The organism is Bacillota bacterium (genome assembly GCA_040757205.1).
Taxonomy (GTDB): domain Bacteria; phylum Bacillota; class Desulfotomaculia; order Desulfotomaculales; family Desulforudaceae; genus Desulforudis.
The window spans coordinates 95,017-116,668 of record JBFLXL010000004.1; the positions used below are offsets into that span (position 1 = coordinate 95,017).

21 protein-coding genes are annotated in these 21,652 nt (G+C 63.8%); 9 read left to right on the forward strand and 12 right to left on the reverse strand.

Features of this window, described 5'->3' with window-relative positions:
* Positions 1 to 89: 89 nt before the first annotated feature.
* From AB1402_04580 to ftsE, 5 genes are all read right to left on the reverse strand, one after another.
* Complete coding sequence (locus AB1402_04580; GenBank protein ID MEW6540877.1) at positions 90 to 1,337, reverse strand: PDZ domain-containing protein; 1,248 nt, start codon at positions 1,335 to 1,337, stop codon at positions 90 to 92.
* Positions 1,334 to 2,473, reverse strand: a complete 1,140-nt coding sequence (locus AB1402_04585) for a S41 family peptidase (protein MEW6540878.1) — start codon at positions 2,471 to 2,473, stop codon at positions 1,334 to 1,336. The genes AB1402_04580 and AB1402_04585 overlap by 4 nt, the downstream gene beginning before the upstream one ends.
* A 191-nt stretch (positions 2,474 to 2,664) precedes the next feature.
* Positions 2,665 to 3,792: a peptidoglycan DD-metalloendopeptidase family protein gene (locus AB1402_04590; protein ID MEW6540879.1), complete on the reverse strand. Its 1,128-nt coding sequence runs from the start codon at positions 3,790 to 3,792 to the stop codon at positions 2,665 to 2,667.
* Positions 3,793 to 3,882: 90 nt separating this feature from the next.
* On the reverse strand, positions 3,883 to 4,770 hold the full coding sequence (gene ftsX, locus AB1402_04595; protein MEW6540880.1) for a permease-like cell division protein FtsX: 888 nt from the start codon (positions 4,768 to 4,770) through the stop codon (positions 3,883 to 3,885).
* On the reverse strand, positions 4,760 to 5,446 hold the full coding sequence (ftsE, locus tag AB1402_04600; GenBank protein MEW6540881.1) for a cell division ATP-binding protein FtsE: 687 nt from the start codon (positions 5,444 to 5,446) through the stop codon (positions 4,760 to 4,762). The genes ftsX and ftsE overlap by 11 nt, the downstream gene beginning before the upstream one ends.
* Before the next feature lie 326 nt (positions 5,447 to 5,772).
* Between ftsE and AB1402_04605 the strand changes: the two genes are divergently transcribed.
* The 6 genes from AB1402_04605 to AB1402_04630 all read left to right on the forward strand — a co-directional run bounded on the left by AB1402_04605 (position 5,773) and on the right by AB1402_04630 (position 12,008).
* Complete coding sequence (locus tag AB1402_04605; protein MEW6540882.1) at positions 5,773 to 6,717, forward strand: nitronate monooxygenase; 945 nt, start codon at positions 5,773 to 5,775, stop codon at positions 6,715 to 6,717.
* Positions 6,718 to 6,886: 169 nt separating this feature from the next.
* Complete coding sequence (gene thrC, locus AB1402_04610) at positions 6,887 to 8,386, forward strand: threonine synthase (protein ID MEW6540883.1); 1,500 nt, start codon at positions 6,887 to 6,889, stop codon at positions 8,384 to 8,386.
* A 114-nt stretch (positions 8,387 to 8,500) separates the two neighbouring features.
* The gene (locus tag AB1402_04615) at positions 8,501 to 10,240 is read left to right on the forward strand and encodes an aldehyde ferredoxin oxidoreductase C-terminal domain-containing protein (protein MEW6540884.1); all 1,740 of its coding nucleotides are present in this window, start codon (positions 8,501 to 8,503) and stop codon (positions 10,238 to 10,240) included.
* 257 nt (positions 10,241 to 10,497) lie between these two features.
* Positions 10,498 to 10,731, forward strand: a complete 234-nt coding sequence (locus AB1402_04620) for a MoaD/ThiS family protein (protein MEW6540885.1) — start codon at positions 10,498 to 10,500, stop codon at positions 10,729 to 10,731.
* A gap of 4 nt (positions 10,732 to 10,735) precedes the next feature.
* The gene (locus AB1402_04625) at positions 10,736 to 11,461 is read left to right on the forward strand and encodes a HesA/MoeB/ThiF family protein (protein ID MEW6540886.1); all 726 of its coding nucleotides are present in this window, start codon (positions 10,736 to 10,738) and stop codon (positions 11,459 to 11,461) included.
* Positions 11,462 to 11,681: 220 nt separating this feature from the next.
* On the forward strand, positions 11,682 to 12,008 hold the full coding sequence (locus tag AB1402_04630; protein ID MEW6540887.1) for a hypothetical protein: 327 nt from the start codon (positions 11,682 to 11,684) through the stop codon (positions 12,006 to 12,008).
* A gap of 52 nt (positions 12,009 to 12,060) precedes the next feature.
* Here AB1402_04630 and AB1402_04635 read toward each other — a convergent pair whose 3' ends face one another.
* The 5 genes from AB1402_04635 to cbiM form a co-directional block, all read right to left on the reverse strand.
* Entirely contained in the window at positions 12,061 to 12,564 is a 504-nt protein-coding gene (locus AB1402_04635; protein ID MEW6540888.1) for a nitroreductase family protein, read from the reverse strand.
* 85 nt (positions 12,565 to 12,649) lie between these two features.
* Positions 12,650 to 13,438, reverse strand: a complete 789-nt coding sequence (locus AB1402_04640) for a glucose 1-dehydrogenase (GenBank protein MEW6540889.1) — start codon at positions 13,436 to 13,438, stop codon at positions 12,650 to 12,652.
* Positions 13,439 to 13,566: 128 nt separating this feature from the next.
* On the reverse strand, positions 13,567 to 14,379 hold the full coding sequence (locus tag AB1402_04645; GenBank protein MEW6540890.1) for an ATP-binding cassette domain-containing protein: 813 nt from the start codon (positions 14,377 to 14,379) through the stop codon (positions 13,567 to 13,569).
* Complete coding sequence (gene cbiQ, locus AB1402_04650; protein ID MEW6540891.1) at positions 14,376 to 15,125, reverse strand: cobalt ECF transporter T component CbiQ; 750 nt, start codon at positions 15,123 to 15,125, stop codon at positions 14,376 to 14,378. Before cbiQ ends, AB1402_04645 begins: the two co-directional genes overlap by 4 nt.
* A gap of 105 nt (positions 15,126 to 15,230) precedes the next feature.
* Complete coding sequence (gene cbiM, locus AB1402_04655; protein MEW6540892.1) at positions 15,231 to 15,926, reverse strand: cobalt transporter CbiM; 696 nt, start codon at positions 15,924 to 15,926, stop codon at positions 15,231 to 15,233.
* Positions 15,927 to 16,229: 303 nt separating this feature from the next.
* On the opposite strand from cbiM, the gene AB1402_04660 reads away from it, so the two are divergent.
* The 3 genes from AB1402_04660 to AB1402_04670 all read left to right on the forward strand — a co-directional run bounded on the left by AB1402_04660 (position 16,230) and on the right by AB1402_04670 (position 19,786).
* A complete protein-coding gene (locus AB1402_04660) occupies positions 16,230 to 16,484 on the forward strand; it encodes a DVU0772 family protein (protein ID MEW6540893.1) in 255 nt (84 codons plus the stop codon).
* A 256-nt stretch (positions 16,485 to 16,740) separates the two neighbouring features.
* On the forward strand, positions 16,741 to 17,646 hold the full coding sequence (locus AB1402_04665; GenBank protein ID MEW6540894.1) for an isoaspartyl peptidase/L-asparaginase: 906 nt from the start codon (positions 16,741 to 16,743) through the stop codon (positions 17,644 to 17,646).
* 271 nt (positions 17,647 to 17,917) lie between these two features.
* Positions 17,918 to 19,786, forward strand: a complete 1,869-nt coding sequence (locus tag AB1402_04670; protein ID MEW6540895.1) for a gamma-glutamylcyclotransferase — start codon at positions 17,918 to 17,920, stop codon at positions 19,784 to 19,786.
* Here the strand turns inward: AB1402_04670 and AB1402_04675 are convergent.
* Positions 19,719 to 20,942 carry a GGDEF domain-containing protein gene (locus tag AB1402_04675; protein MEW6540896.1) on the reverse strand — a complete coding sequence of 408 codons (1,224 nt, stop codon included), beginning with the start codon at positions 20,940 to 20,942 and terminating at the stop codon, positions 19,719 to 19,721. The genes AB1402_04670 and AB1402_04675 overlap by 68 nt on opposite strands.
* A 22-nt stretch (positions 20,943 to 20,964) precedes the next feature.
* Positions 20,965 to 21,432: a CBS domain-containing protein gene (locus tag AB1402_04680; GenBank protein MEW6540897.1), complete on the reverse strand. Its 468-nt coding sequence runs from the start codon at positions 21,430 to 21,432 to the stop codon at positions 20,965 to 20,967.
* Positions 21,433 to 21,652: the final 220 nt, after the last annotated feature.

A 21,652-nucleotide genomic window follows, 5' to 3' on the forward strand; every position in this document is an offset into this window, starting at 1 on the left:
TCAATGCAACCCGGCCGCTGCGGCCGCCCCCACGGCATAAACGGGCACCGGCCGTCAGCCGGGGAACGCCGCGGTACCCCGCCGCTCACTCACACGCCCCGGCCCCGGCCGCGCCCCAGCCAGCGCCTGACCGGCGGTGTGCCGTCCAGTTCCAGGTAAACCGGCTCGCCGCCCTCGGGCACCGGCATCACTCCGAACGGTTCTCCGTCCCGCAGCCGCACATTGTCCCGCCGGAAATGGGTTCCCCGGTGGAGATATCCGACCTCTTTCCACCCGGGCTGCCTCAGAACCAGGTGCATATCGGCACGGTTGCGGACCTCAAGGCCGTTGATCTCGACGACCACGTCCCCTGACCGGACACCCGCCCGCCAGGCCGGCGAGCGCGGCATAACGTCCAGGACCATCAACCCGGCCGGGTGGGGTACGAACAGGGGGCGGCCGTGCAGTTCAATGTGTTTGCTGATGTGGATGATCAGTTCATGCCCAAGCGGGGCGAAAAGAGCCGCCAGCCAGGCGGCCCCGCCTCCGGACATGGCCAGTACGGCCAGGGTAAAGAGCGTGACGCTGTAGCCGGCCAGGTACAGGGCGCTCTTCCGGGCCTTGTCGGCGGGCGCGTGGGAAGTGGCGATGTCCGCGTAGCCCAGGCCGGCCACCAGGGTCATCATGGCGAAGACCACGGTGCCGGTGCCGCCCGGTACGTCCGGCTTGATCAGCGGCCACCATTCAGGCATGGACACCAGTTCCATTTCGGGGGCCAGGGTGCCGGTCGCGATGGTCAGGGCGACGATCGGGATCGGCCAGAATTTCTGCAGGGTGAAGCCCCCGACCATCCGGCCCCCGGGCAGCCGGACATAGGCGGGCACCGCGCCCAGATGCCCGCTGACCAGGATCAGGATGCTCTCGACAAAGTGCAGGATGGCCACCAGGGCCATCACGGTGGGAATGCTGATGTCCGGAAAACCGAACAGCAGGTGGCAAACCGCCAGCACCCCGCCGCCGTACGCGAAACAGAGCAGGCGCGGGTTGATCAGCATGAGCAGTATCGCCACCGGCAAGAGGTACAACAGCCCGGAACCGTGGATGGTGATTCCGGTCAGGAGGATGAGGCCGCCGCCGATCAGCCCGCCGCCGAACCCATAGGCGGTGGCGGTCAAGGTGTCGGCCAGGACGGAGTTGCCGCGGGCCCCGAAAAAGCCGGCCCGCTCTCTCGCGATACGCCGGTACTGAAGGGCGACCAGCACAATAACCAGCCAAAACAGGGGATGAAAAAGGGCGAACACGACCGAGGTAAAAACAGCCCCCAAAGCCCATTCAAAGGGGAACCCTCCGGAGATCATCTAGAGTTCAGCCCTGCTTTCAGGATCTCCAGGGCTTTCTCAAGCTGCGGATCGGACTCGAAATCGTCCGCTTCCTCCACCTGGATATGGGGCTCGATCCCCATTTGGTTCAGGTCGTAACCCGAAGGCGTCAGGTACCGCGCCGTGGTCAGTTTCAGGCCGGCCCCGTTCCGTAGCGGGAACACGTTCTGCACGACCCCTTTGCCGTAGGTCTGGGTGCCGACCAGGACCCCGGAATCCGTATCCTTGACCGCGCCGGCCACGATCTCCGCGGCGCTGGCCGTGGTCCGGTTGACCAACACCACCAGCGGCACTTCCAGCCGGTGCTTTTCGGCGTAGTAAGTCTCATCCTCACCGGTGCGGTAGTCGATGTGCACGATCGGGCCGTCATCCACGAACAGGTCGGCCACCTCGACCGCCGCCATCAGGTCGCCGCCCGGATTGTCGCGCAAGTCCAAAATGAGGCCTCGCATGCGGCTCTCAAAACTGTTCAGCAGGTAGGCCAGCTCGCCCCCCGTCTTTTCGGTGAACTGACTCAAGACCACGTAGCCGATCCCGCCGTCCTTGAGTTCGCCCTCAACCGTCGGGACCTCGATCTGCCGCCGGACCACCGTGAACTCCAGGGGTTCTTGACTCCCGCGCCGGATGGTGAGCTGCACCTCGGTGCCCACCTCGCCGCGCATCAGCATCACCGCGGTTTCCAGATCCATTTCCTGGGTGTCCTTGCCGTCCACGGCCAGGATCAAATCCCCGGCCCGCAAGCCGGCCTCGGCCGCCGGGGTGCCTTCGTAGGGCCGAACCACGGTCAATCCCTCGTCACGGTAGCCGACCAAAATCCCGATGCCCCCGAAAGAACCCTCGACCTGTTCCAAAAACCGCGCGTAGGTTTCGGGCTCCAGGTATACTGAATACGGGTCGTCCAGCGCCTCCACCATCCCGCGGATGGCGCCCTCGATCATCAGTTCGCTGTTCGTGGCCTCCACATACTGGTCGTGCACGAGGCGCACTACCTGGACCAGGTTGCCCAACTGTTTGAAATTAGTAACCACCGCGAGGTTCAGGACGACGACCACCCCGACCAGGAGCACCCCCATCCCGAAAAAGAACCAGTGCGTCGGCTGCCGGCGAGGCAACATAAAACACCACCGTACATAGGTTTAGGTACGCTATTATACTATCTTAGGCCCACCCAAATTACAACCGCGCAAAGTACTGAGGGCCGCCTTCCAAGAGGCGGCCCCGCGCTTCCCCCAACCGGTAAACCTGCTACCCTGCAAATAGCTCCTTGCTACTTCCTTCCGAATGGTGCCGCAGGCGGCATGGGTGTCTACCGAAGATAGTTCCAGGGAGTTACATGTTCTCCGTGTTCCCGGACGGTGAAGTGGAGGTGTGGTCCGGTGGAAAGACCAGTACTGCCGATCCGGGCGATAGTCTCGCTCTGAGCCACCATTTGGCCCTCGCTGACTCCCATGGTGGACAGGTGGGCGTAGAGCGTGGTAATACCGCCGCCGTGGTCGAGCACCACCACGTTGCCGTAACCCCGGAGAGTGCCCACGAAAAGGACCCGCCCGGTGCCCGCCGCCACCACCGCCGTCCCGTGGGGCGCCGGAATGTCGATGCCGTCATGGAACCGCTGTACCCCGAGGATCGGGTGTCTGCGCCAGCCATAGTCCGAGGATACCCAGGTGTGCTTCGGCACCGGCCAGGCTAACTTGCCGGTGTGCAGGACGTCCTGGCCCGCCCGCTGCAAAGCGATCTGGCGCAGGAGTTCCTGTTCTTCCCGTTCCAGTTGGTCGACTTCAGCCTGGAACTGCGACAGACTGCCCCGGGCGACGACGAGCAGGGATTCCTTCTCCCGCTGTTCGTTCAATAGGGACCGGTAGGCCGCCTCCTGCTCGGCGTGCAGGGACTGCACCTGTGCGCGGCGTTCCTCGATGGCCTCCTTTTGGCGCTCAATCGCCAGCCGCTCCTCTTCAATCTGCTCAATAAGGGCCACATCCCGGGCCACGATCTCCTTCAGGAACTCAACCCGGGTGACGAATTCGTTGAAGCTCTCGGCGCCGAGCAGCACCTCCAGGTAGGTGATGTTCCCATTTTCGTACGCGCTGCGCACCCGGGCCGCGAACAGCGCGTTCATTTCCGCCAGCCGGGCCTCGGCGTCGGCGAGCGCGCTCTCGGCCTCCTCCAAGCGCGCCGTTACCTCCTGCAGCAGGGCGATGAGCTGGTCAATCCGCAACAACCGTTCCTTCATCGAGTTGTCGATGACCGCGATCTCCCGGGTGAAGTTGCGCACCTGGCCGCGCGCCGATTCGGTCTGCTGCCGGGCCGACTCGAGCTGTTGCCGCGTCTGTTCCAACTTCTGCTCCAGATTGCCGTAAGCCAGGGTATACGAACCGGCGCACAAGACCAGCAGCAAAGCCGCGATCAGACCAGTGGTGATCCAGGAACGGCGCAAAACAAAAAACCCCCTTCCGGAAAAACAGGCCGCTTACCTCTCTATTCTTCTATCGGCCGCTTCAGGCCGGGAATAAAGGCCGCTCGCTTGTTAAACCCGCAAGAACTTGCGCAGGGAAATCCAACTGCCGGCACCCCCCATCAGGACCCCCAGTCCCAGGAGCCCCAGGAAAAGCGGCGCCAACGTCTCCCGGTCGGTGACCGGCCGCAGGAAGAAGATCAGGTCGACCTTCTGCAGTTCGGTCAGCAGACAGTAGTAAGCCCCGCCCAACACGGTCACGGCGGCCAGCGCGCCGGTCAGGCCGACGAATATCCCCTCCAGGACAAATGGGGAGCGGACGAACCAGTTGCTCGCCCCCAGATATTTCATGATGCCGACCTCGTCCTCCCGCGCCACCAATGACAGGCGGATGGTGGTCACGATTAGGAACACGGCCCCGGCGGCCAGCAGAATCACCGCGCCCAGCGCGATCATGTTCACCCAACGGGAGGCCTTGACCAACCGGTCGACGTACTCCTCACCGTAGCGGATCTTGTTCACGCCGGGGAAGAAGGAGATCTGGTGCGCCAGCGCGGGCACCGCTTCGGCCTCCAGGGCCTTCACCCGGAAGGAATCCGGGAGCGGGTTATTCTCACCCTCGAACCCGGCCAGCAGGTCGCTTTTCTCGCCAAACGATTTCTTCAGTTCCTGCAACGCCTGCTCCTTGGGGATGAAGGTGTAGTTCTCTACACCCTGCAGCCCGTTCAGCCGCTGCCGGAGATCCGGGATGTCGGCCCCGTCGTCGAGAAACACGTTAATTTCCACGGTAGACTCGATGTTCCGCATGAAGTGGCCGGCGTTCACCGCGACCAGCAGAACCGTGCCCAAAATCACCAGGGTGACCATGATCATCGCTGCGGACGCCACCCCAAGCCAACAGTTCCGGTGCAGGGAGACGAATGTCTGGCGCAGGCAATACCACAGGGAGTTAAGCCCCATGACCGTAACTCCCCTGCGCTTCGTCCCGGATCAGCCGGCCGTTATCGAGCGCCACCACCCGTTTGCGCATCCGGTTCACGATGTCCCAGGCGTGGGTGGCGATCACCACCGTGGTACCGTCACGGTTGACGCGCTCCAGGAGTTCCATCAACTCCCAGGAGGTGTCCGGGTCCAGGTTGCCCGTGGGCTCATCGGCCAGGATCACCTGCGGTTTCTTGACAATCGCCCGGGCCACGCCGACGCGCTGCTGTTCACCGCCCGACAGTTCGGCCGGAAAAGCGTCCTCCTTTCCGGACAGGCCCACCTCAGCCAACGCGTGCGGCACCTGTTCCCGTATCACCCGCCGCGACCGGCCGATCACCTCCAGCGCGAAAGCGACGTTCTCAAACACCGTCTTCCGGGGCAGCAGCCGGAAGTCCTGGAACACCACCCCGATCTGGCGCCTGAGCGTGAGCAGTTCCCGCTGCCCCAAGCGCAACACGTTACGCTCCCGGAAAAAAATCTGCCCGGAAGTGGGGAGCTGTTCCCTGAAAATCAGCCTGGTCAACGTCGATTTGCCGGCCCCGCTGGGGCCGACCAGAAACACGAATTCGCCTCTGTTGATTTTCAGGTTGATATCGGAAACGGCCGCCGTACCGTTGGGATAGACCTTGGAGACGTTAAACAAGTGGATCAAGCTACAGCACTCCTTGGCCCGAATGCCAGTGAATCACTTCGACAACGCTTCGACAAAGCGCACAAAATTCCTCTAAAAATGGGAAAAAACTCACGGCCAAGTTCTTACAGCACCTGCCCTGTCTGCGGCCCCTCATAATCTGCTGGGAAAGCAAGGTTCCAAGAAGGAATTGTTGAAAACGTGGCAAATTGTTAGTATGGTTCGTGCTGAGACCGAATGCATTAATTTTGGCTGCCGGCCAAAAATACTCTTGGTTGAGAGAACATTTGTCAAATGCTCCTTCATCTGTTTTAATTGGTCTAGACCACTTTGCGGAGGAATTGGCCTTGAATTTTCCAACCCTCAAAATCGGCGATCTGATCCCCCGTTACCCGATTATTCAAGGCGGAATGGCCTACCGGGTCTCGACCGCCCCTCTGGTTTCGGCCGTGGCCAACGCCGGCGGAATCGGGACCATCGGCGCCACCGGCATGACCGCCGACGAGCTGATTGAGGAAATCCGCCAGACCAGGAGTATGACCCGGGGCATCATCGGGGTGAACGTGATGTACGCCATCCGGAATTTCGCCGATCTGGTCGGCGCCGCGATTAGAGAAAAGATCGACGTGATTTTCACCGGGGCGGGTTTTTCCCGGGACATTTTCGACTGGGGCCGGGAAGGCCGGGTGCCGATAGTGTCCATCGTATCCTCCGCCCGGTTGGCCAAAATGGCCGAAAAATTGGGGGCCGCGGCGGTGGTCGCCGAAAGTGGGGACGCCGGCGGACACCTGGGCACCGAACGGTCCACTATGGAAATCCTGCCCGAAATCCGGGCCGCCGTGGGTATTCCAGTAATTGCGGCGGGCGGCATCGTCAGCGGGCGGGACATCGCCGATATGGTCCGGATGGGGGCGGACGGGGTACAGATGGCCACCCGCTTCGTTTTAAGTACCGAGTGTGCCGTCTCGGACGCCTTCAAACAGCATTACCTCAAGGCCGGCGCCGAGGACGTCATTCTGGTAAAGAGCCCGGTGGGCATGCCCGGCCGGGCCCTGCGCAACGCTTTCACCAAGCTCATGGAAGAGGGCGGTCTCCCCAAACCGGCCGAATGCCTAAAATGCCTGAAGGTCTGCTCCAAGGAGTACTGCATTATCGAGGCGCTGAAAAACAGCCGGGTCGGCCTGATCGACCAGGGAATCGTCTTTGCCGGCAAGAACGTTTACAAAATCAAGGATATCCTGCCGGTGAGCAAGATCTTTGACCGCCTGATCGCCGAGTTCAAGGCGGTATAGGTTTGATAAAAGAACTCCGCAAGCCGGAAGCTTGCGGAACGACATTGGAAAATATTGGGCAACCCCCTTGTGTCAATTGGATTTCTTCGACACTGCGTCTTGAGATTCCTGCCTGAAAATTTGGCCATTTAAAACTTTAGGAACACGCTGGAGGAGGGCGGAGCCGCAAATGCTGTACGAGAGCACCAGAGGCCGCGCCCGGCCCGTGACGGTTTCCGAGGCCATTTTGCAGGGCATTGCGCCGGACGGGGGTCTTTTTGTCCCCGGGTCCCTGCCGGCTTTATCCGTTGATGCGTTCAATGAAGCGGCCTTCCCGGACTACCGGCGGCGGGCGGCCCGCGTCCTGGAACTCTTTCTTACCGACTTCGGCCCAGACGCCATCGCGGCCGGCGTTGCGCAGGCCTACAGCGCGGAGAAGTTTGACGACCCCGGGATCGCTCCGGTCCGCACCGTGGCCCCGGACCTGCACTTCCTGGAACTTTGGCACGGGCCCACCTGCGCTTTCAAAGACATGGCCCTGCAAATCCTCCCCCACCTCCTCATGCGGGCGATGACCGGCACGGGCGAAACCGCCGAAATCATCATTCTGGTCGCCACCTCCGGCGACACCGGCAAGGCCGCCCTGGAGGGGTTCCGGGACGTGCCCGGCACGCGGATCATCGTGTTCTTCCCGGCCGCGGGCGTAAGCGAGATGCAGCGCCTGCAAATGGTCACCCAGGAGGGAAACAACGTGCACGTGGTCGCCGTGCGGGGCAACTTCGACGACACCCAGAGCGGCGTGAAGGCCCTTTTTACCGACCCGGCGGTCAACGACACCCTGCACCGGCACGGACGCCGGTTTTCTTCGGCCAACTCGATCAACTGGGGCCGGTTGGCCCCCCAGATCGTGTACTATTATTCGGCCTACCTCGACCTTTCGAACCGCGGGGCGGTCAGCCCCGGGCAGGCCGTGAACTTCGTGGTCCCCACCGGCAACTTCGGCAACATCCTGGCCGGTTTCTACGCCGGGCGCATGGGCCTGCCGGTGCGCCGCCTGATTTGCGCGGCCAACCGCAACAATGTGCTCACCGACTTCATCCGCACCGGCACCTACGACCGGAACCGGCCTTTCCACCGGACGATCTCACCGTCCATGGACATCCTGATCTCCAGCAACCTGGAGCGACTGCTTTACGAACTGACGGGCCGAAACGCCCCGCAGGTGGACGGCTGGATGGCCGAACTCCGGGAGTCGGGCCGCTACCGGGTCGATGAGGGCACCCGGGAGCGAGTTGCCGACCATTTCTGGTCGGACTTCGCGGACGAGGACGAGACCGAGGCCGAAATCGGGGCCGTCTGGCGGGACCACCGTTACCTCATCGATACCCACACGGCGGTGGGCAAAGCCGTGCTGAACAAGTACCGGACCGCCACCGGCGACCACACCCCGGCGGTCGTGGTGTCCACCGCGAGCCCCTTCAAGTTCAACCAAGCGGTGGCCCGCGCCCTGCTGGGCCGGGACGCGGCCGCGGGCCGGAGCGAGTTTGAACTCCTGGAGGCATTGGCCGCCTTTACCGGGCTCGAGATCCCCACGGGGCTGCGCGGCCTGGACAAAAAGCCCGTCCGTCACGCCCGGGTGGTCGGGAAAGCAGAAATGAAGCAGGCCGTCCTCGACATCCTAGCCTTCTAGCCTTCCAGCTTTGCCTTCTAGCCTTTCAGAGGAAAAACTTAAATGTTGACTGTTTGTCCGACAATGATTATTGTTTAACTAGTTATAACAATATTTGACAAGGGGGTTCGCATGGTGGGCAAGATTCTGCGGATTAACATGCGCGAACTGACCGTCAGGTATGAAGATCTGCCCGACAAGTACCTCTTACTTGGGGGCCGGGCCCTGACCTCGGCCCTGGTCGCGGACGAGGTACCGCCGGGCGCCCACGCGCTGGGGGAAAACAACAAGCTGGTCATCGCTCCTGGTCTTTTGTCCGGCACCACCGCGCCCTGTTCCGGGCGCCTGTCAGTCGGGGCCAAGTCGCCCCTGACCGGCACCATCAAAGAGTCAAACGCTGGCGGCATCACCGCTCAGAAAGTGGCCTGTCTGGGTATCCGCGCGATTGTGGTCGAGGGCCGGCCCGCCGGGGAGGGCTTCCACCTCCTGGTGGTGGGCGAGGACGAGGCCAAACTCGTGCCGGCGGGGGACCTGACCGGGATGGGATGCTACCAGTTGAACGAGGAACTGTGGAAACGGTACGGCACCAAGTCCGGAGTGATCAGCGCCGGCCCGGCCGGGGAAATGCGCATGGTGGTAGCCGGTGTTTCGACCAACGACGGTGAAGGCCATCCCGGCCGCTACGCCGGCCGGGGCGGGCTGGGGGCGGTAATGGGTTCCAAGGGTTTGAAGGCCATCGTGGTGCGCACCGACAAGGCTTTCGAAGTCCCGGTCAAAAACCGGGAGGCCTTCAAGGAAGCCGCCCGGAAATTCGCCAAGGCCATCGCCGAACACCCCGTAACCAACGCCGCCCTGCCTGCCTACGGGACGGCGGTACTGATCAACATCCTTAACGAAGCCGGGGGCCTCCCCACCCGCAACTTCTCCGACGGCCGGTTTGAAGCGGCCGCCCTGTGCAGCGGCGAGGCCTTGGCGGAAACGGTGCAAAAGCGAGGCGGCAAGGGCCGGACCGGTCACGTCTGCCACCCGGGTTGCTTGATCCGCTGTTCCAACATATTCGCAGACGAAAAGGGTGAGGCCGTCTGCGCTCCGGTCGAATACGAGAGCGCCTGGGCGCTGGGCCCCAACTGCGGGATCAGTAACCTGGACCACATCGCCGTGCTGAACCGCCTGTGTAACGACGTCGGCCTGGACACCATTGAAACCGGCGTAACCCTGGGCGTGCTGATGGAGGCGGGCGTGCTGGCCTTCGGCGACGGGGAGGCCGCGATCGACCTGCTGGACCGGGAAGTGCGCAACGGCACCCCGCTGGGCCGCATCCTGGGCGGGGGAGCGGAGGCGGCCGGGAAGCTTTTCGGGCTGACCCGGGTACCGACCGTGAAAGGCCAGGGCATGCCGGCCTACGACCCCCGGGCGGTCAAGGGCATCGGCGTAACCTACGCCACCAGCACCATGGGCGCCGACCACACGGCCGGCTACTCGGTAGCGTCCAACATCCTCAAGGTGGGCGGTTTTGTGGACCCGCTGTCGCCCGCGGGACAGGTCGACCTCTCCCGGAATCTGCAGATCGCCACCGCCGCCGTGGACGCCACCGGGCTCTGCCTGTTCACCGCTTTTCCGCTGCTTGACCTCGACTACGCCCTTCCCAGCGTGGTGGACATGCTCAACGCTCAGTATGGCGTGAACCTGACGGTGGACGATGTGGTAGACTACGGGAAGGAAATCCTCAAAACCGAGCGGGCGTTCAACCGGGCGGCGGGATTCACCGAAGCCCACAACCGCCTGCCGGAGTTCATGAGACACGAGAAGCTGGCGCCTCACGGGGTCACCTTCGACGTCCCGGACGAGAAACTGGACGAGGTGTTCAACTTCTAAAACCGAACCGGGGTGGTCCACAGCCGAACGGAAATCACGTGTCTTGAAGAGTTCAATTTCAAAATCGAACCGGGGGGACCGGGAACGGTTGGAACCCTCCCCGTCTTAGGATCCCAACCGTTTTCCGGGGAAGCGCTCACAACGATTCATCGCCGCGAAAAGGGGACGAGAAAAGGGGACTGTCCCCTTTTCTCCCCGGGGACTGTCCCCTTTTCTCGTCCCCTTTTCAGTCTTTTGAGGGAGTGAGTCGCTTGGAGGTGGAACTGCGGGTGTACGCCACCCTGCGCAAATACCTGCCGGCCCAGCCGCTGGGTGAAGGTACCCTGTTCCGGTTTGAACCGGGCACGTCCGTCGCCGGCCTATTGGAACAGGCCGGGGTGCCGCTGGACCAGGTCAAAATCATAATGGTGAACAACCGCCACGCCGGGCCGGAACACGTGCTCGCCGACGGGGACCGGGTGGCGGCGTTCCCGCCCGTCGCGGGAGGCTGAAGTAGTGAAGGAACGATACGCCCGCAACTTGAGCCTCCCGGGCTGGACCCCGGAGACCCAGCAACGCCTGACCCAGGCAAAAGTGCTGGTGGTGGGCGCGGGTGGCCTGGGCTCGGCCGTACTGCTTTACCTGACAGCGGCCGGCGTGGGCCGCATCGGGATTGCGGATGGAGACCGGGTGGAATCGTCCGACCTGCAGCGGCAGATCATCTACGATACGGACGACCTCGGGAAGGCGAAAGCCGACGCCGCCGCAAGGCGCCTGCGGGCCTTGAACCCCCAGATCGAGGCAACGGTCCACCGCACCCGCCTGGAAGCGGAGAACGCCGTCCGGTTGATCGACGATTGCGACTTGGTCCTGGACTGCACCGACAACCTGGGGGCCAGAATACTGCTGAACCGGACCTGCCTGCAGCTTTCCCGGCCCTGGGTACACGGCGCCGTCAGCGAGTACTACGGCCACGTCACCACCTTGCTGCCTTCGGGACCGTGCTGGCACTGCCTGTTCGGCACCCAAACCGCCGGCAACCCGACGCCGCCCGGAATTCTTGGTCCGGTCCCCGGGACCATCGGTTGCGTTCAGGCCGCCGAGGCCCTCAAGTACCTCACCGGCATCGGGCGGCTGCTCGTCGGGCGGCTCCTGGTCTGGGACGCCGTCCCGGCCACGTGGGATGAGTTCACCTACACCAAGAACCCCGACTGCCCCGCCTGCCGCACCGAAAAAGCCTGACCGGCAAGCGAGGGTGCAACCACCGGTCGGCGTACCCGTTCCGGCCGGACCGCCCTGCGGGGCGGACCTTCGTTGCCCGCGCAGGACTGGTTCTAGCCGCCCCCGCCGAAAGCAACTCCCGAGATGCACCACTGCAAGCCCAATTGCTAAAGCCGCCGATAATCCGGCGGCTTTTGTCGCACAATATGGTTCAGGAACAAACGAAAGGAGGGTCCCTGAATTGAGCATCCAGAAACCGGATGAGGCCGCCCGCGAACTCAAGGACCACTGGCTCGGGCGGGAAGTACTCCTAACCAAGACCGAACCGACCCCGGAGATCCGCTTCACGCTTCAGGACGCCCGGGTTGTCGACTGGCACGAGGTCAACGATCCGATCCGGCACGGGCTTCCCGAGCACACCCGCTTCGTGTCCCTGTATGGTGAGGGGGAAAAGCTTTACGCGGTGTTCATTCCCTTGGACCGGGAGACGGTTTGCGACGTACGGGACACCCGCATGGTGTTTCTGACCGGCAAAGAGGTGGTCCAGATCCGGCCGGTGAACCAGTAGCGCTGCAGACCGGACAAAGAACGGATGCTGCATAAATATGGACTTTCTCTGGCTAGCGGCGGTAGCGTTCCCGGTGCACCACTTCAGCCAGGCTCCTCTTCTTGGGGCCGGATGTTTCGCCGGCCCGGTAACCGACGGCGATGAGCGAGACCAGGGTGTACTTCCGCGGCACCCCCAGCAGGTCCCCCACCGCTTCAGCGTAGGCTTTCTTGTCCCCGGCCACCCAGCAGGAGCCCAGCCCGTGCGCGGTGGCGGCGACGAGCATGTTTTGGGTGGCGGCAGAGCCGTCCTCCAGATAGTATTTTTTGTCCCGCAGGCAGAACACGGCGATGCACGCCGGAGCCTCGGCGATGAACTTGCCGTAGTCGGTCAGCGCGGCGACCTTCTCCCGCGTGGCCGCCTCGGTCACCAGCACGAACTCCCACGGCTGCAGGTTCAACGCGGTGGCCGCCAGCCGGCCGCAGTCCAGGATGTCCAACAGCACCTCTTCCGGAACAGTCTGCCGGTTGTACTTGCGCACGCTGCGCCTGGTTTTCAGGGCTTCAATGGCGTCCAAGATAATCCTCCTCCAAAAATGCAATCGCTAAATAACATTTTTATCCTCGCATGGCGACGAGGAGTTGTCGTGAGCAACTCCCTCTCTAATCGACCGGGCGGCCGGCCATCCCGAAGGAGGCGAGCATCCCGCCGTCCACCGGCAGCACCGCCCCGGTGATGAACGAGGCTTCCGCGCCGGCCAGGAAGAGCACGGCCGCGGCCACCTCCTCCGGGGTTCCGAGGCGCCGGAGCGCGTGCAAATCCGCCCAGTCGCGGCGGGCCTTTTCCGGGTCGGGGTAGCCGGCCAGCGTCTCTTCCACCTTTTCGGTGGCGATGGCGCCCGGGCAAACCGCGTTCACCCGGATGTTCAGGGGCGCCAGGTCCAGCGCCATACTCTTCGTCAGGGCGACGAGCCCCCCTTTGGAGGCGATGTAGGCGGCGTTGTCCTGTTCGGCGGCCAGACCCTGCGCCGAGGCGATGTTGACGATGGCCCCGCCCCCGCGCTCCTCCATCTCCGGCACACAGGACCGGGAAAACAGGTACGCCCCGGTCAGGTTCACTTCCAGCACCTGGCGCCAGTCGTTCGGCGGAACGCCCGTGATGCTCCCGGGTACGCCGACGGCGGCGTTGTTCACCAGGATGTCGATGCCGCCGAAAGTCTCGACGGCCATGCGCACGACGTCGTCCACCTCGAAGGGCTTGGACACGTCGGCACCGACGAACATGGCCCCGCCCCCGCTTACCCGGCCGAGCCTCTCCGCCGCTTCCCGTCCCTTCCGGTCCTTGTCGACCACCGTCACCATCGCCCCCTCCTTCACGAAGGCCTCCGCGACGGCCAGGCCGATCCCCCGGGCCGCACCGGTCACGATCACTGATTTCTTCTTAAACCGCACCGTCCAAAACCTCCTTACACATGGAATACTTTGCAGTAGTCCCCTCTTAATCTGGACACTATTATAAGCAAAACCTGGCGAAAAAACAAAATCCGGGCAATAGCGCGATAGCGCCCGAACCCGTTTTGTCAGTCTGGTCGCCGCCCGCAGTGCCGGCGGATCCAGGCGTTGGCCGAACCGGCGTCGCGCGGCTTAACGCCCAGGCCCCGGAACACCTTGAGCAGCACGGGCAGCTCCAAGCCGGCCGCGCGCATCAGCTCCTCATCCTCCAGCAGGGCGGCGGGACCGGCGGCCGCCAGCCGGCCGTCCGCCAGAACAACCGCCCGGTCAGCCCAAGCGTAAGCCAAATCCACGTCGTGGGTGGCCAGGACGATGGTCCGACCCTGGGCGTGAAACACGGTCAGGAGTTCCATCAGCTGGCGTACCCCGGAAGGGTCAAGGCCGGCGGTGGGTTCGTCCAGCACCAATAGGTCCGGCTCCATCGCCAGCACCCCGGCGATGGCCGCCCGCTTCTTTTGGCCCAGGCTCAAGTGGTGCGGCGGCCGCTGGGCGAGCGCGGCGATGCCCACCGTATCCATGGCCCGCCGTACCCGGCGCCGGACCTCTCCGGGGCTGAGCCCCAGGTTCCGGGGACCGAAGGCCACGTCCTCCGCGACCGAGGTGGAAAACAGCTGGTCGTCGGGGTTCTGGAAAACGAGGCCGACCCGGCGGCGGATTTCGCGGAGGCTGTCCGGGCCGACCGCGCGGCCGAACACCCGGACCGAGCCACGCCCCGCGGCCAGCAGGCCGTTTAAGTGCAGCAAAAGTGTGCTCTTCCCGCTTCCGTTCGCCCCCAAAAGGGCCGTCCGGGACCCGGCCGGCGCCTCCAGGGAGAGGCCCCGCAGCGCGGGGGTGCCGTCCGGATAGGTGTAGTGCAGGTCCAAGATCTCGAAAGCATTCAATAGAGCAGCCCCCGGTCCAACACCACCAGCAGGATGACGGCCGCCACCGAAACCAGTCCCTTGGCCAGGTCGGCGGCCCGCACCGCCCGCACCGGGCCGGCGGGCAGCCGTCCTTCGAAGCCCCGGGCGGACATGGCACGGTGCACCCGTTCGGAGCGGTCCAACGCCCCCAGGAGCACCGTCCCGGTCAATTCACCGAAAGCACGGAAGGAACGCCGGTCCAGGCCCGGCCGGAAGGCGCGGGCGGCCAGGGAACGCTGGGCGGCGTGGAGTTCGTCCCGGAACAGGAACAGGTAGCGGTAGGTAAGAAAGAGCGCCGTCAACGGCAGAGGGGGCAGGCGCAGATGAGCCAGAGCGCTCAACAGGGTTTGCAGGGGCTGGGTCCCCAGCAGGGCGACCATCACCGTAACGGCGGTCAGAGCCTTCAGGCAAACCAAGGCCGCGAAAATCAGGCCGGCCGCCGAGAGCGGCAACCCGTTGCCCAGAGCCAGGGTGATGAACATCAGGCTTAGGAAGGGCAGCACCCACAAAAACCGGCCGGCCAAAAAACGGGCCGGCAACCCGGCGGAAAACACCGCCAGCGCCGCCAAGCCGAAGGCGGCGGCCGCCAAGGGCAGCGATTTCAGCAATATCACCCCGACCACAAAGACTGTGCCGGCGGCGATTTTGAGCCGCGGTTCCCAGCGGTGCAGCCAGGAGTCCAGCCCGGCGTGCGCGTCAATGTCTTGAACGTGGATGTGCCCCACTCCCAACGATGACCCCCTCCTCAAGCTTTCTTCAGCTTTCTTCTTCAAACCCCCGCCCGCCCCGGCCCGGTATCCCCGGGCGCTCGACCGCCGTGCACGTGAGGGTCAAGACCGCGGCCCGCTCCCGATCAACTCCGGCCGGACCCGCTGCAGCAGGCGCACCGCAAAGCCGGTCAGCGCCGCCTCGACCGCCAGGACCGGCAGATAGGAAGCCGACAAGACGTACACCAGCGAGAACGGCCCGTTTAAATAGTATTCCGCGCTCAAAACCAGGAAAAACACCATTACCGCCACTGCCAGGACCACGGCCAGCCCACCGCCCAGAGCGCCGCGCAGGGCGGGCGGCACGCGGCGGAGAACCGGAAAGGCAAGACCGGCGAGTAAGGCCGGCACCCCCATGATCAGCAGGTTCGCTCCCAGGGTGGTCAGCCCGCCGTGTTGGAAAAGGAGCGCCTGAAGCAGGAGCCCCAGAAAGACGGCCAGCGGGGCCCGGCGGCCCAGGAGCACCCCGGTCAGCCCCAGCAGCACGGGATGTACGCTGGTAACACCGACGGGCACCCGGACCAAGGACGAAACGAAGAAGGCGCCCGCCAGGAGGCTGATGCGCGGCACATCCTCCGCTTTCAAGCCCCGGGCGGAGTACCACAGGAGTCCGCCGGCGGCCACGGCCGCCGCACCCACCACGGGCACGCTCAACACTCCGTCCGCGATATGCAAAACTCCCACATCTCCCTTCCGCCGAAAAACGAAAGACCACGGGCCGCCCCTTTCTGGGACGCCGACCTTCGTGGCCTTGAGCATTCGATATCTTTGACGACTGTCCGCCTGAAAACCGGAATGCGGCGGCCTTCATGACCGCACGTTACGCCTACAGTCTACCACAGCCGGGATGTTGGAGCAACGGTTTTTTCCGGGGAGGAAATCGGCGGCGCAAAAAGAATAAGTATACCGGCATACTGCTACCTTAATGGTGGTGCGTGGTCAGGGTGCAAAAAGAATAAGCGTGTGGGCATACTGCTACTCAACATGAAAGAGGGGTGCGGCAAAATGCTTGGAAAGCCGGATATAGACAGAGTCAAACGGAGGCTGATGTGGGACTTTCGCGTGGAAGACGAAAGTGTTCATTTCGGTGAGCGGCGTACCGGCTACGCCTTTATAGTGGACGTGGCCTTCGGGGAACCCCGGCTCTCCATTTACCACGTCACCCGCTTCGGCAGCCAGTGCGAAGACGTGGGAAAACAGCCCCCGAACGAACTGCTCTTGAAGGCCCTCGCCGAACAAGGCGCCTCCCTTGGCAAGGACGGGATGTACAACATCAACCACGAACTGCGGCTGTGGATCGAGGAGCACGTTCTATAGGAGACAACCAGCCGACCGGCGCGTGCCGGGTCACAACCCCCCGGTCCGACAGTTCGCCACCCCGGAAGCCGGGGTCGAGGCGCACATCCAGCACCTTTACGCCTACGCCACGACGGCGACACTCCCAGCAGGGTCGGCCGGCCGGCCGAAACAGGTTCGCGCAGGGCCGAAAAACCGGAGACGGATCGCCGGCCAAAACCGGCAAAATACTCCGGCCTGCCGCATAGATGGAAATGCGCCTGCCGACAATAGAAGCATGGAGATCATCGCACTGCACGGCGGTCTGGACACCAGCCGCAAACCGGAGTATATCAGCGTTCTGGAGGCCGCCGTCCATAAAGGGCACCGGCTCTTGGACACCGGGCGCGTGCCGGCCGTGGAAGCCGTACTGAAAGTCCTGGAGGACTCCCCGCGCTTCAACTGCGGCTACGGATCAGTGCTGAACCTGGACGGCGAAGTGGAAATGGACGCCGCCATCGTGGACGGCGTTACCTGTCGTTTCGCAGCGGTGGCAGCCATCCGGGCCGTGGCAAACCCCATCGCGGTGGCCCGCAGATTGATGGAGGAAACCAACCAGGTAATCCTGGCCGGATTGGGAGCAGTGAAGTTCGCCCGGGACCAGGGTTTTCCTGAGGCAAACTGTGTTTCCGAAGAGCAGCTTGAAGCTTGGCGTAAAGCCAAGGAGAGCCTGGCCCGGGGTGAAGAGCCCGAACAAAACCTGTTCACCGGGTTGGAATACCACGCCGACACCGTCGGCTGTGTGGTCTGGGACGGGCAAGGATTGGCGGCGGCTTCGTCCACCGGCGGCTATTCGCTGAAGCGGCCGGGCCGGGTCGGGGACACCTCGGTCCTGGGCGGCGGCATCTACGCGTCAAGGGCCGGCGCCACGGTCTGCACCGGGGTGGGCGAAGCCTTCATCGAAACCCTGACCGCCAAACACGTGGATGATTTGATCGCCGCGGGCGCCCACCCCCAGGAAGCAGCCCGCAAGGCGTTGGGCAGGCTGGCCGGGATGAAGGGGGTTCAGGGCGGGATTCTGGCCCTCGATGCCCAGGGGCGAATCGGCGCCGCCTTCAACGCGGGCCGTTTTCCAGTGGTCGTCTCGATAAACGGTGTGCTACAAAGGGGTTTTCAACCGGTAAACCTCAACGATCTGAACTAGCGTCCTCCCCCACGACTTCCAGGCGCGCGGCCCGCCCGCCGATGTCAACTCTACCATTTTGCCGTCCCCAGAGTGTACAATAGTGGACAGTACCGCGTCGTCACGTACGGGGCAGGAGTTTTTCAGCAGGCGAATCCGGTTGGCGATGTGCGGCTGGACAGTACCGCGTCGCCACGTACAGAGGTTGAATTGTGCGGGCGTGCCTGCACCTTCATCGCCGCGAGCGCCAACGGACTGATCACGTAACGTACAGGGGAGGAATTATGCGGGCGTGTCTTCAGCGGTTTTCGTGTACGGTACCCTGATGCGGGGAAGGAGCAACCACCGCTTCCTGAGTAAGGCACGTTTCCTCGGTCCGGCACTGGTTCATGAGGCCGGTCTGTTCGCGGTCACCCCGCATTATCCCGGGGTGGTGCGCGAGCCGGGAAAGACGGTGCGCGGCGAGGTATACGAAGTTGACGGTCCGACCCTGGCGGCGCTGGACCGCCTGGAAGGCACGGGCGAACTCTACCGCCGCGAGCTGTTTCCGGCGGTTCTCGAAGAAACGGGGGAAACGGTGCCGGCCTGGGTGTACCTGTGGCTGGGGCCCGTGCCGCCCGGGAGCGAAGTCCCGCTGGAACGGCAGCCCTGGCGGCCGGTCCACGCCTGCGGTCGGCGCCCAAGTCTTGTACCCACCGCGCGCTGGCCGCGGCCGGACACCCCGGCCTGGCGCCTTCTGCACCACCAACCCCGAACAACGGCCTCCCGCCGCCCGGTTCCGGAAACCGCTGCGGCCGGCGCCCGACCGGCCGGTACGCTGCGGGTCCTGCACCTGCTTGCGCAGCAACCGGGCAAGACCGGCAGCGGGATCTACCTCGAAGCCCTGGTGCGTCACGGGGCCCGCGCCGGCATCGCCCAACGGGTGGTGGTGGGGATCCCGGCCGGGGCCCCGTTACCGGTACTGAGCCCTCTGGCAGAGGGGCAGGTCCACGCGGTCCGGTTCGGCGCGCCGCCCGCCGACTTCCCGGTGCCCGGGATGAGCGACGTCATGCCATATGAGAGCACCCGCTTTTCGGAGTTCACCCCGGCCGTTTTGGACGGCTACCTGCAGGCGTTTCACGACACGCTGACCCAAGCGGTGAAAGACTTCCACCCGCACCTCATCCACAGTCACCACCTGTGGCTGGTCACCGCCCTCGCCCGGGTGATGTTTCCCGAAACCCCCCTGGTCTGCACATGCCACGGCACCGACCTGCGCCAGTTGGAACTGGTCCCGGCCCTGGCGCCGTTTGTCGTGCCCGCCTGTTCGGGGGTGGACCGCGTACTGGCCCTGCACTCCGGCCACGTGGAAAAGATTGCCGGGCGCTACGGCCTGCCCCCTGGACGCGTCGTCCCCGTGGGCGCCGGCTACCGGGACGACATCTTCCGGCCGGCCGCCACCTGTCTCGTGCCCCGCAGGCGGGAGGTCTTGAACATCGTGTACGCCGGCAAACTGAGCCGGGCCAAGGGCCTGCCCTGGCTGATCGAAGCCGTAAACCGGCTTGACCCTCCCGGGGGGCTCACGGTACGCCTGCTGGTCGCGGGCTCCGGGGGAGGGGAGGAAGCGGCCGCCATCCAGCAACAGGCTGCCGTCGCCGGGGACCGCGTCACTCTCCTGGGCGCCCTGCCCCAGGAGGAGCTGGCGAAGGTCTTCAGGAGCGCCGACCTGTTTGTCCTGCCTTCGTTCTATGAAGGTTTGCCGCTGGTGGTGCTGGAGTCCGTTGCCTGCGGCTGCCGGGTGGTGGTGACCGACCTGCCCGGAATGGACACGTGGCTCCCGCCGGCGCTGGACCGCTCCGGCCTTGTGGAACGGGTGCCCCGGCCCCGCCTGCGCGGGCCGGACGAGCCCGAACCGGAGGACCTTTCCCGGTTCACGGCCGACCTTGCGGTCGCCATCACCCGGCAACTAGAGCGCTGCCTCCGGGGCGAACCACTGCCGTCCGGCCAAATTGCCGGTTTGCTTGCGGCCATGACCTGGGAGGGTGTTTGCCGCCGCGTGCAGGAAGTGTACCGGCAGACCTTGGCTGAGGAGGCCAGGGAAGCGATGGGGCTGTCTAACTCGCCACCCGGTTCCGCCCATTTTTCTTGGCCCGGTACAGGGCGGCGTCCGCCGCCTGAATGACTTCCTCGGGGGTGCCGTGCTCCTTCTTCCTTTCGGAAACGCCGATGCTGACGGTTATCTTCACTTTTCCCCGGGCGGTTTTCTCCTTGTTCGCCTGCCGGGGTTTCTTTTTGGGCCGGTCCTTTCCCCGCAGGATAAACGGCCTTGCAGCGATGGCCTTCCTCAGCTCTTCAAGGTGTGCCGCCGTTTCTTCCACTGTCCTTCCCGGAAAGACAATGGTGAACTCTTCGCCGCCGTACCGGAACGGCCGTCCCCCTCCGGAAATCTGCCGCAACGCCGCGGCCACAAACTTCAGGACCTGGTCTCCCACGGCGTGCCCGTACCGGTCATTGACCTGCTTGAACAAATCGATGTCCACCATGGCGATCGTGTAGTCTGGGCCGAGCTTCATCGTTTCCTGCCGGAGGGCGCGCCGGCCGGGGAGCCCGGTCAGTTCGTCCAGATAAGCCATGGCGTACGCCTGGTGAATAAGGGCGATGACCAGCAGAAGCCCGGCCACGGCAAAAAACAAGGGGGTGGCTGTTCCGGCGTTGAAATGAAAGGCGAGCAATAGTGCGGTCAGTACTCCGGCAAGACAGGCGTCCAGGAAAGAACTGCGCCAGAAGTACCTGGCGCCCAGTGCCAGAAACGCGGTCAGAAACATCAGGATGGACAGTTGGGGCAACGGGGTGGCCACCCCAATACCGGTCTTCAGCAGGGGGGCACCGAGGACTGCCACAATGTCCGCATCTCCGGACGACAGCACACCAGCAACCAGGGCCAGTTGCACGAAAATGGCGGCGAAGCAGGCTTTTCCCCTGGGGGTTGAGATTCCCCGTTCTTTGAGAAAGGCCAACACCAGGATGTTCAACGGCAGCAGAAAAGTAACCGCCAGGTAGACTGTGCTTCGGTAGAAACCCGCGTCAAAACCCGGGGGATGATAGCCAAACACAAAGAAGTAAGCGGCTGAAAGCGCGAAGGTGGTGAAGAAGATCCGGCCTTGGTGGAACCACCAACTGAGAACCAACCCCACCAGGAACACGCTGTATGGTGAGTACCCTATCAGCGGCCCCAGTGCGGGGTCGGTCTCCACGTTCACCAGCCAAACGCAGGAAAGCGCCACCACCCCAAACGGCACTGTCAGCAAGGCCAGCGGTTTTGCGATGCCCGACTTCATGGCCCGTCCATCCGTTCGATATTTATGCCGACTCTCCCTGTTTGCCGAAAGTCGCCCGGATGACGTCCTGACGGCTGATGATCCCAAGGAGTCTTTTATCGGCGTCGATCACCGGCACCCGGTTGATCTTGCGGTCCACGATGATGGTGGCCACATCCTCAATGGGCGCGTCCGGCCCCACCGTGTAGAGCTTAGTGGACATCAACTCGTCCACCTTCTGGGCGACGGTGCGCCTGATCTCCTCGATGAAACGCTTGGGTTTCTCCAGGTAGATGAGGCTGTCGAAAATCATCACGAAAAGCGGTGCCCGCACTTTCTTCTCCCGGAATACCAGGTCCCCTTCGGTCACCACTCCGACCAGCTTCCCGTCCTTGTCCACCACGGGCAGCCCGCTGATGTGGTGCTCCAGCAGCAACTGCGCCACCTTTTCGACGTTATCGTCAGGATGGACGGTGACGACCTCGGTGGTCATTATGTCTTTGGCCAGCATCTTGGACATCCTGCTCATCCTTTCGCTTTCCATACCTAATTTCATACCATTTTTCGGCCCTTGTTGTCCACCGGGTCCGGTTTCCAGGCCCGGTGTGCCGGGGCTTCGATTCGGTCACTGGCGCGGCACGCTGAATTCTCGACAGAGCGTCCTGGTCCCGGAAGGGATTGGCTTGATTTCAACAGGCCTCATTTCGACCATCCTTTTCAAATAATTGTCC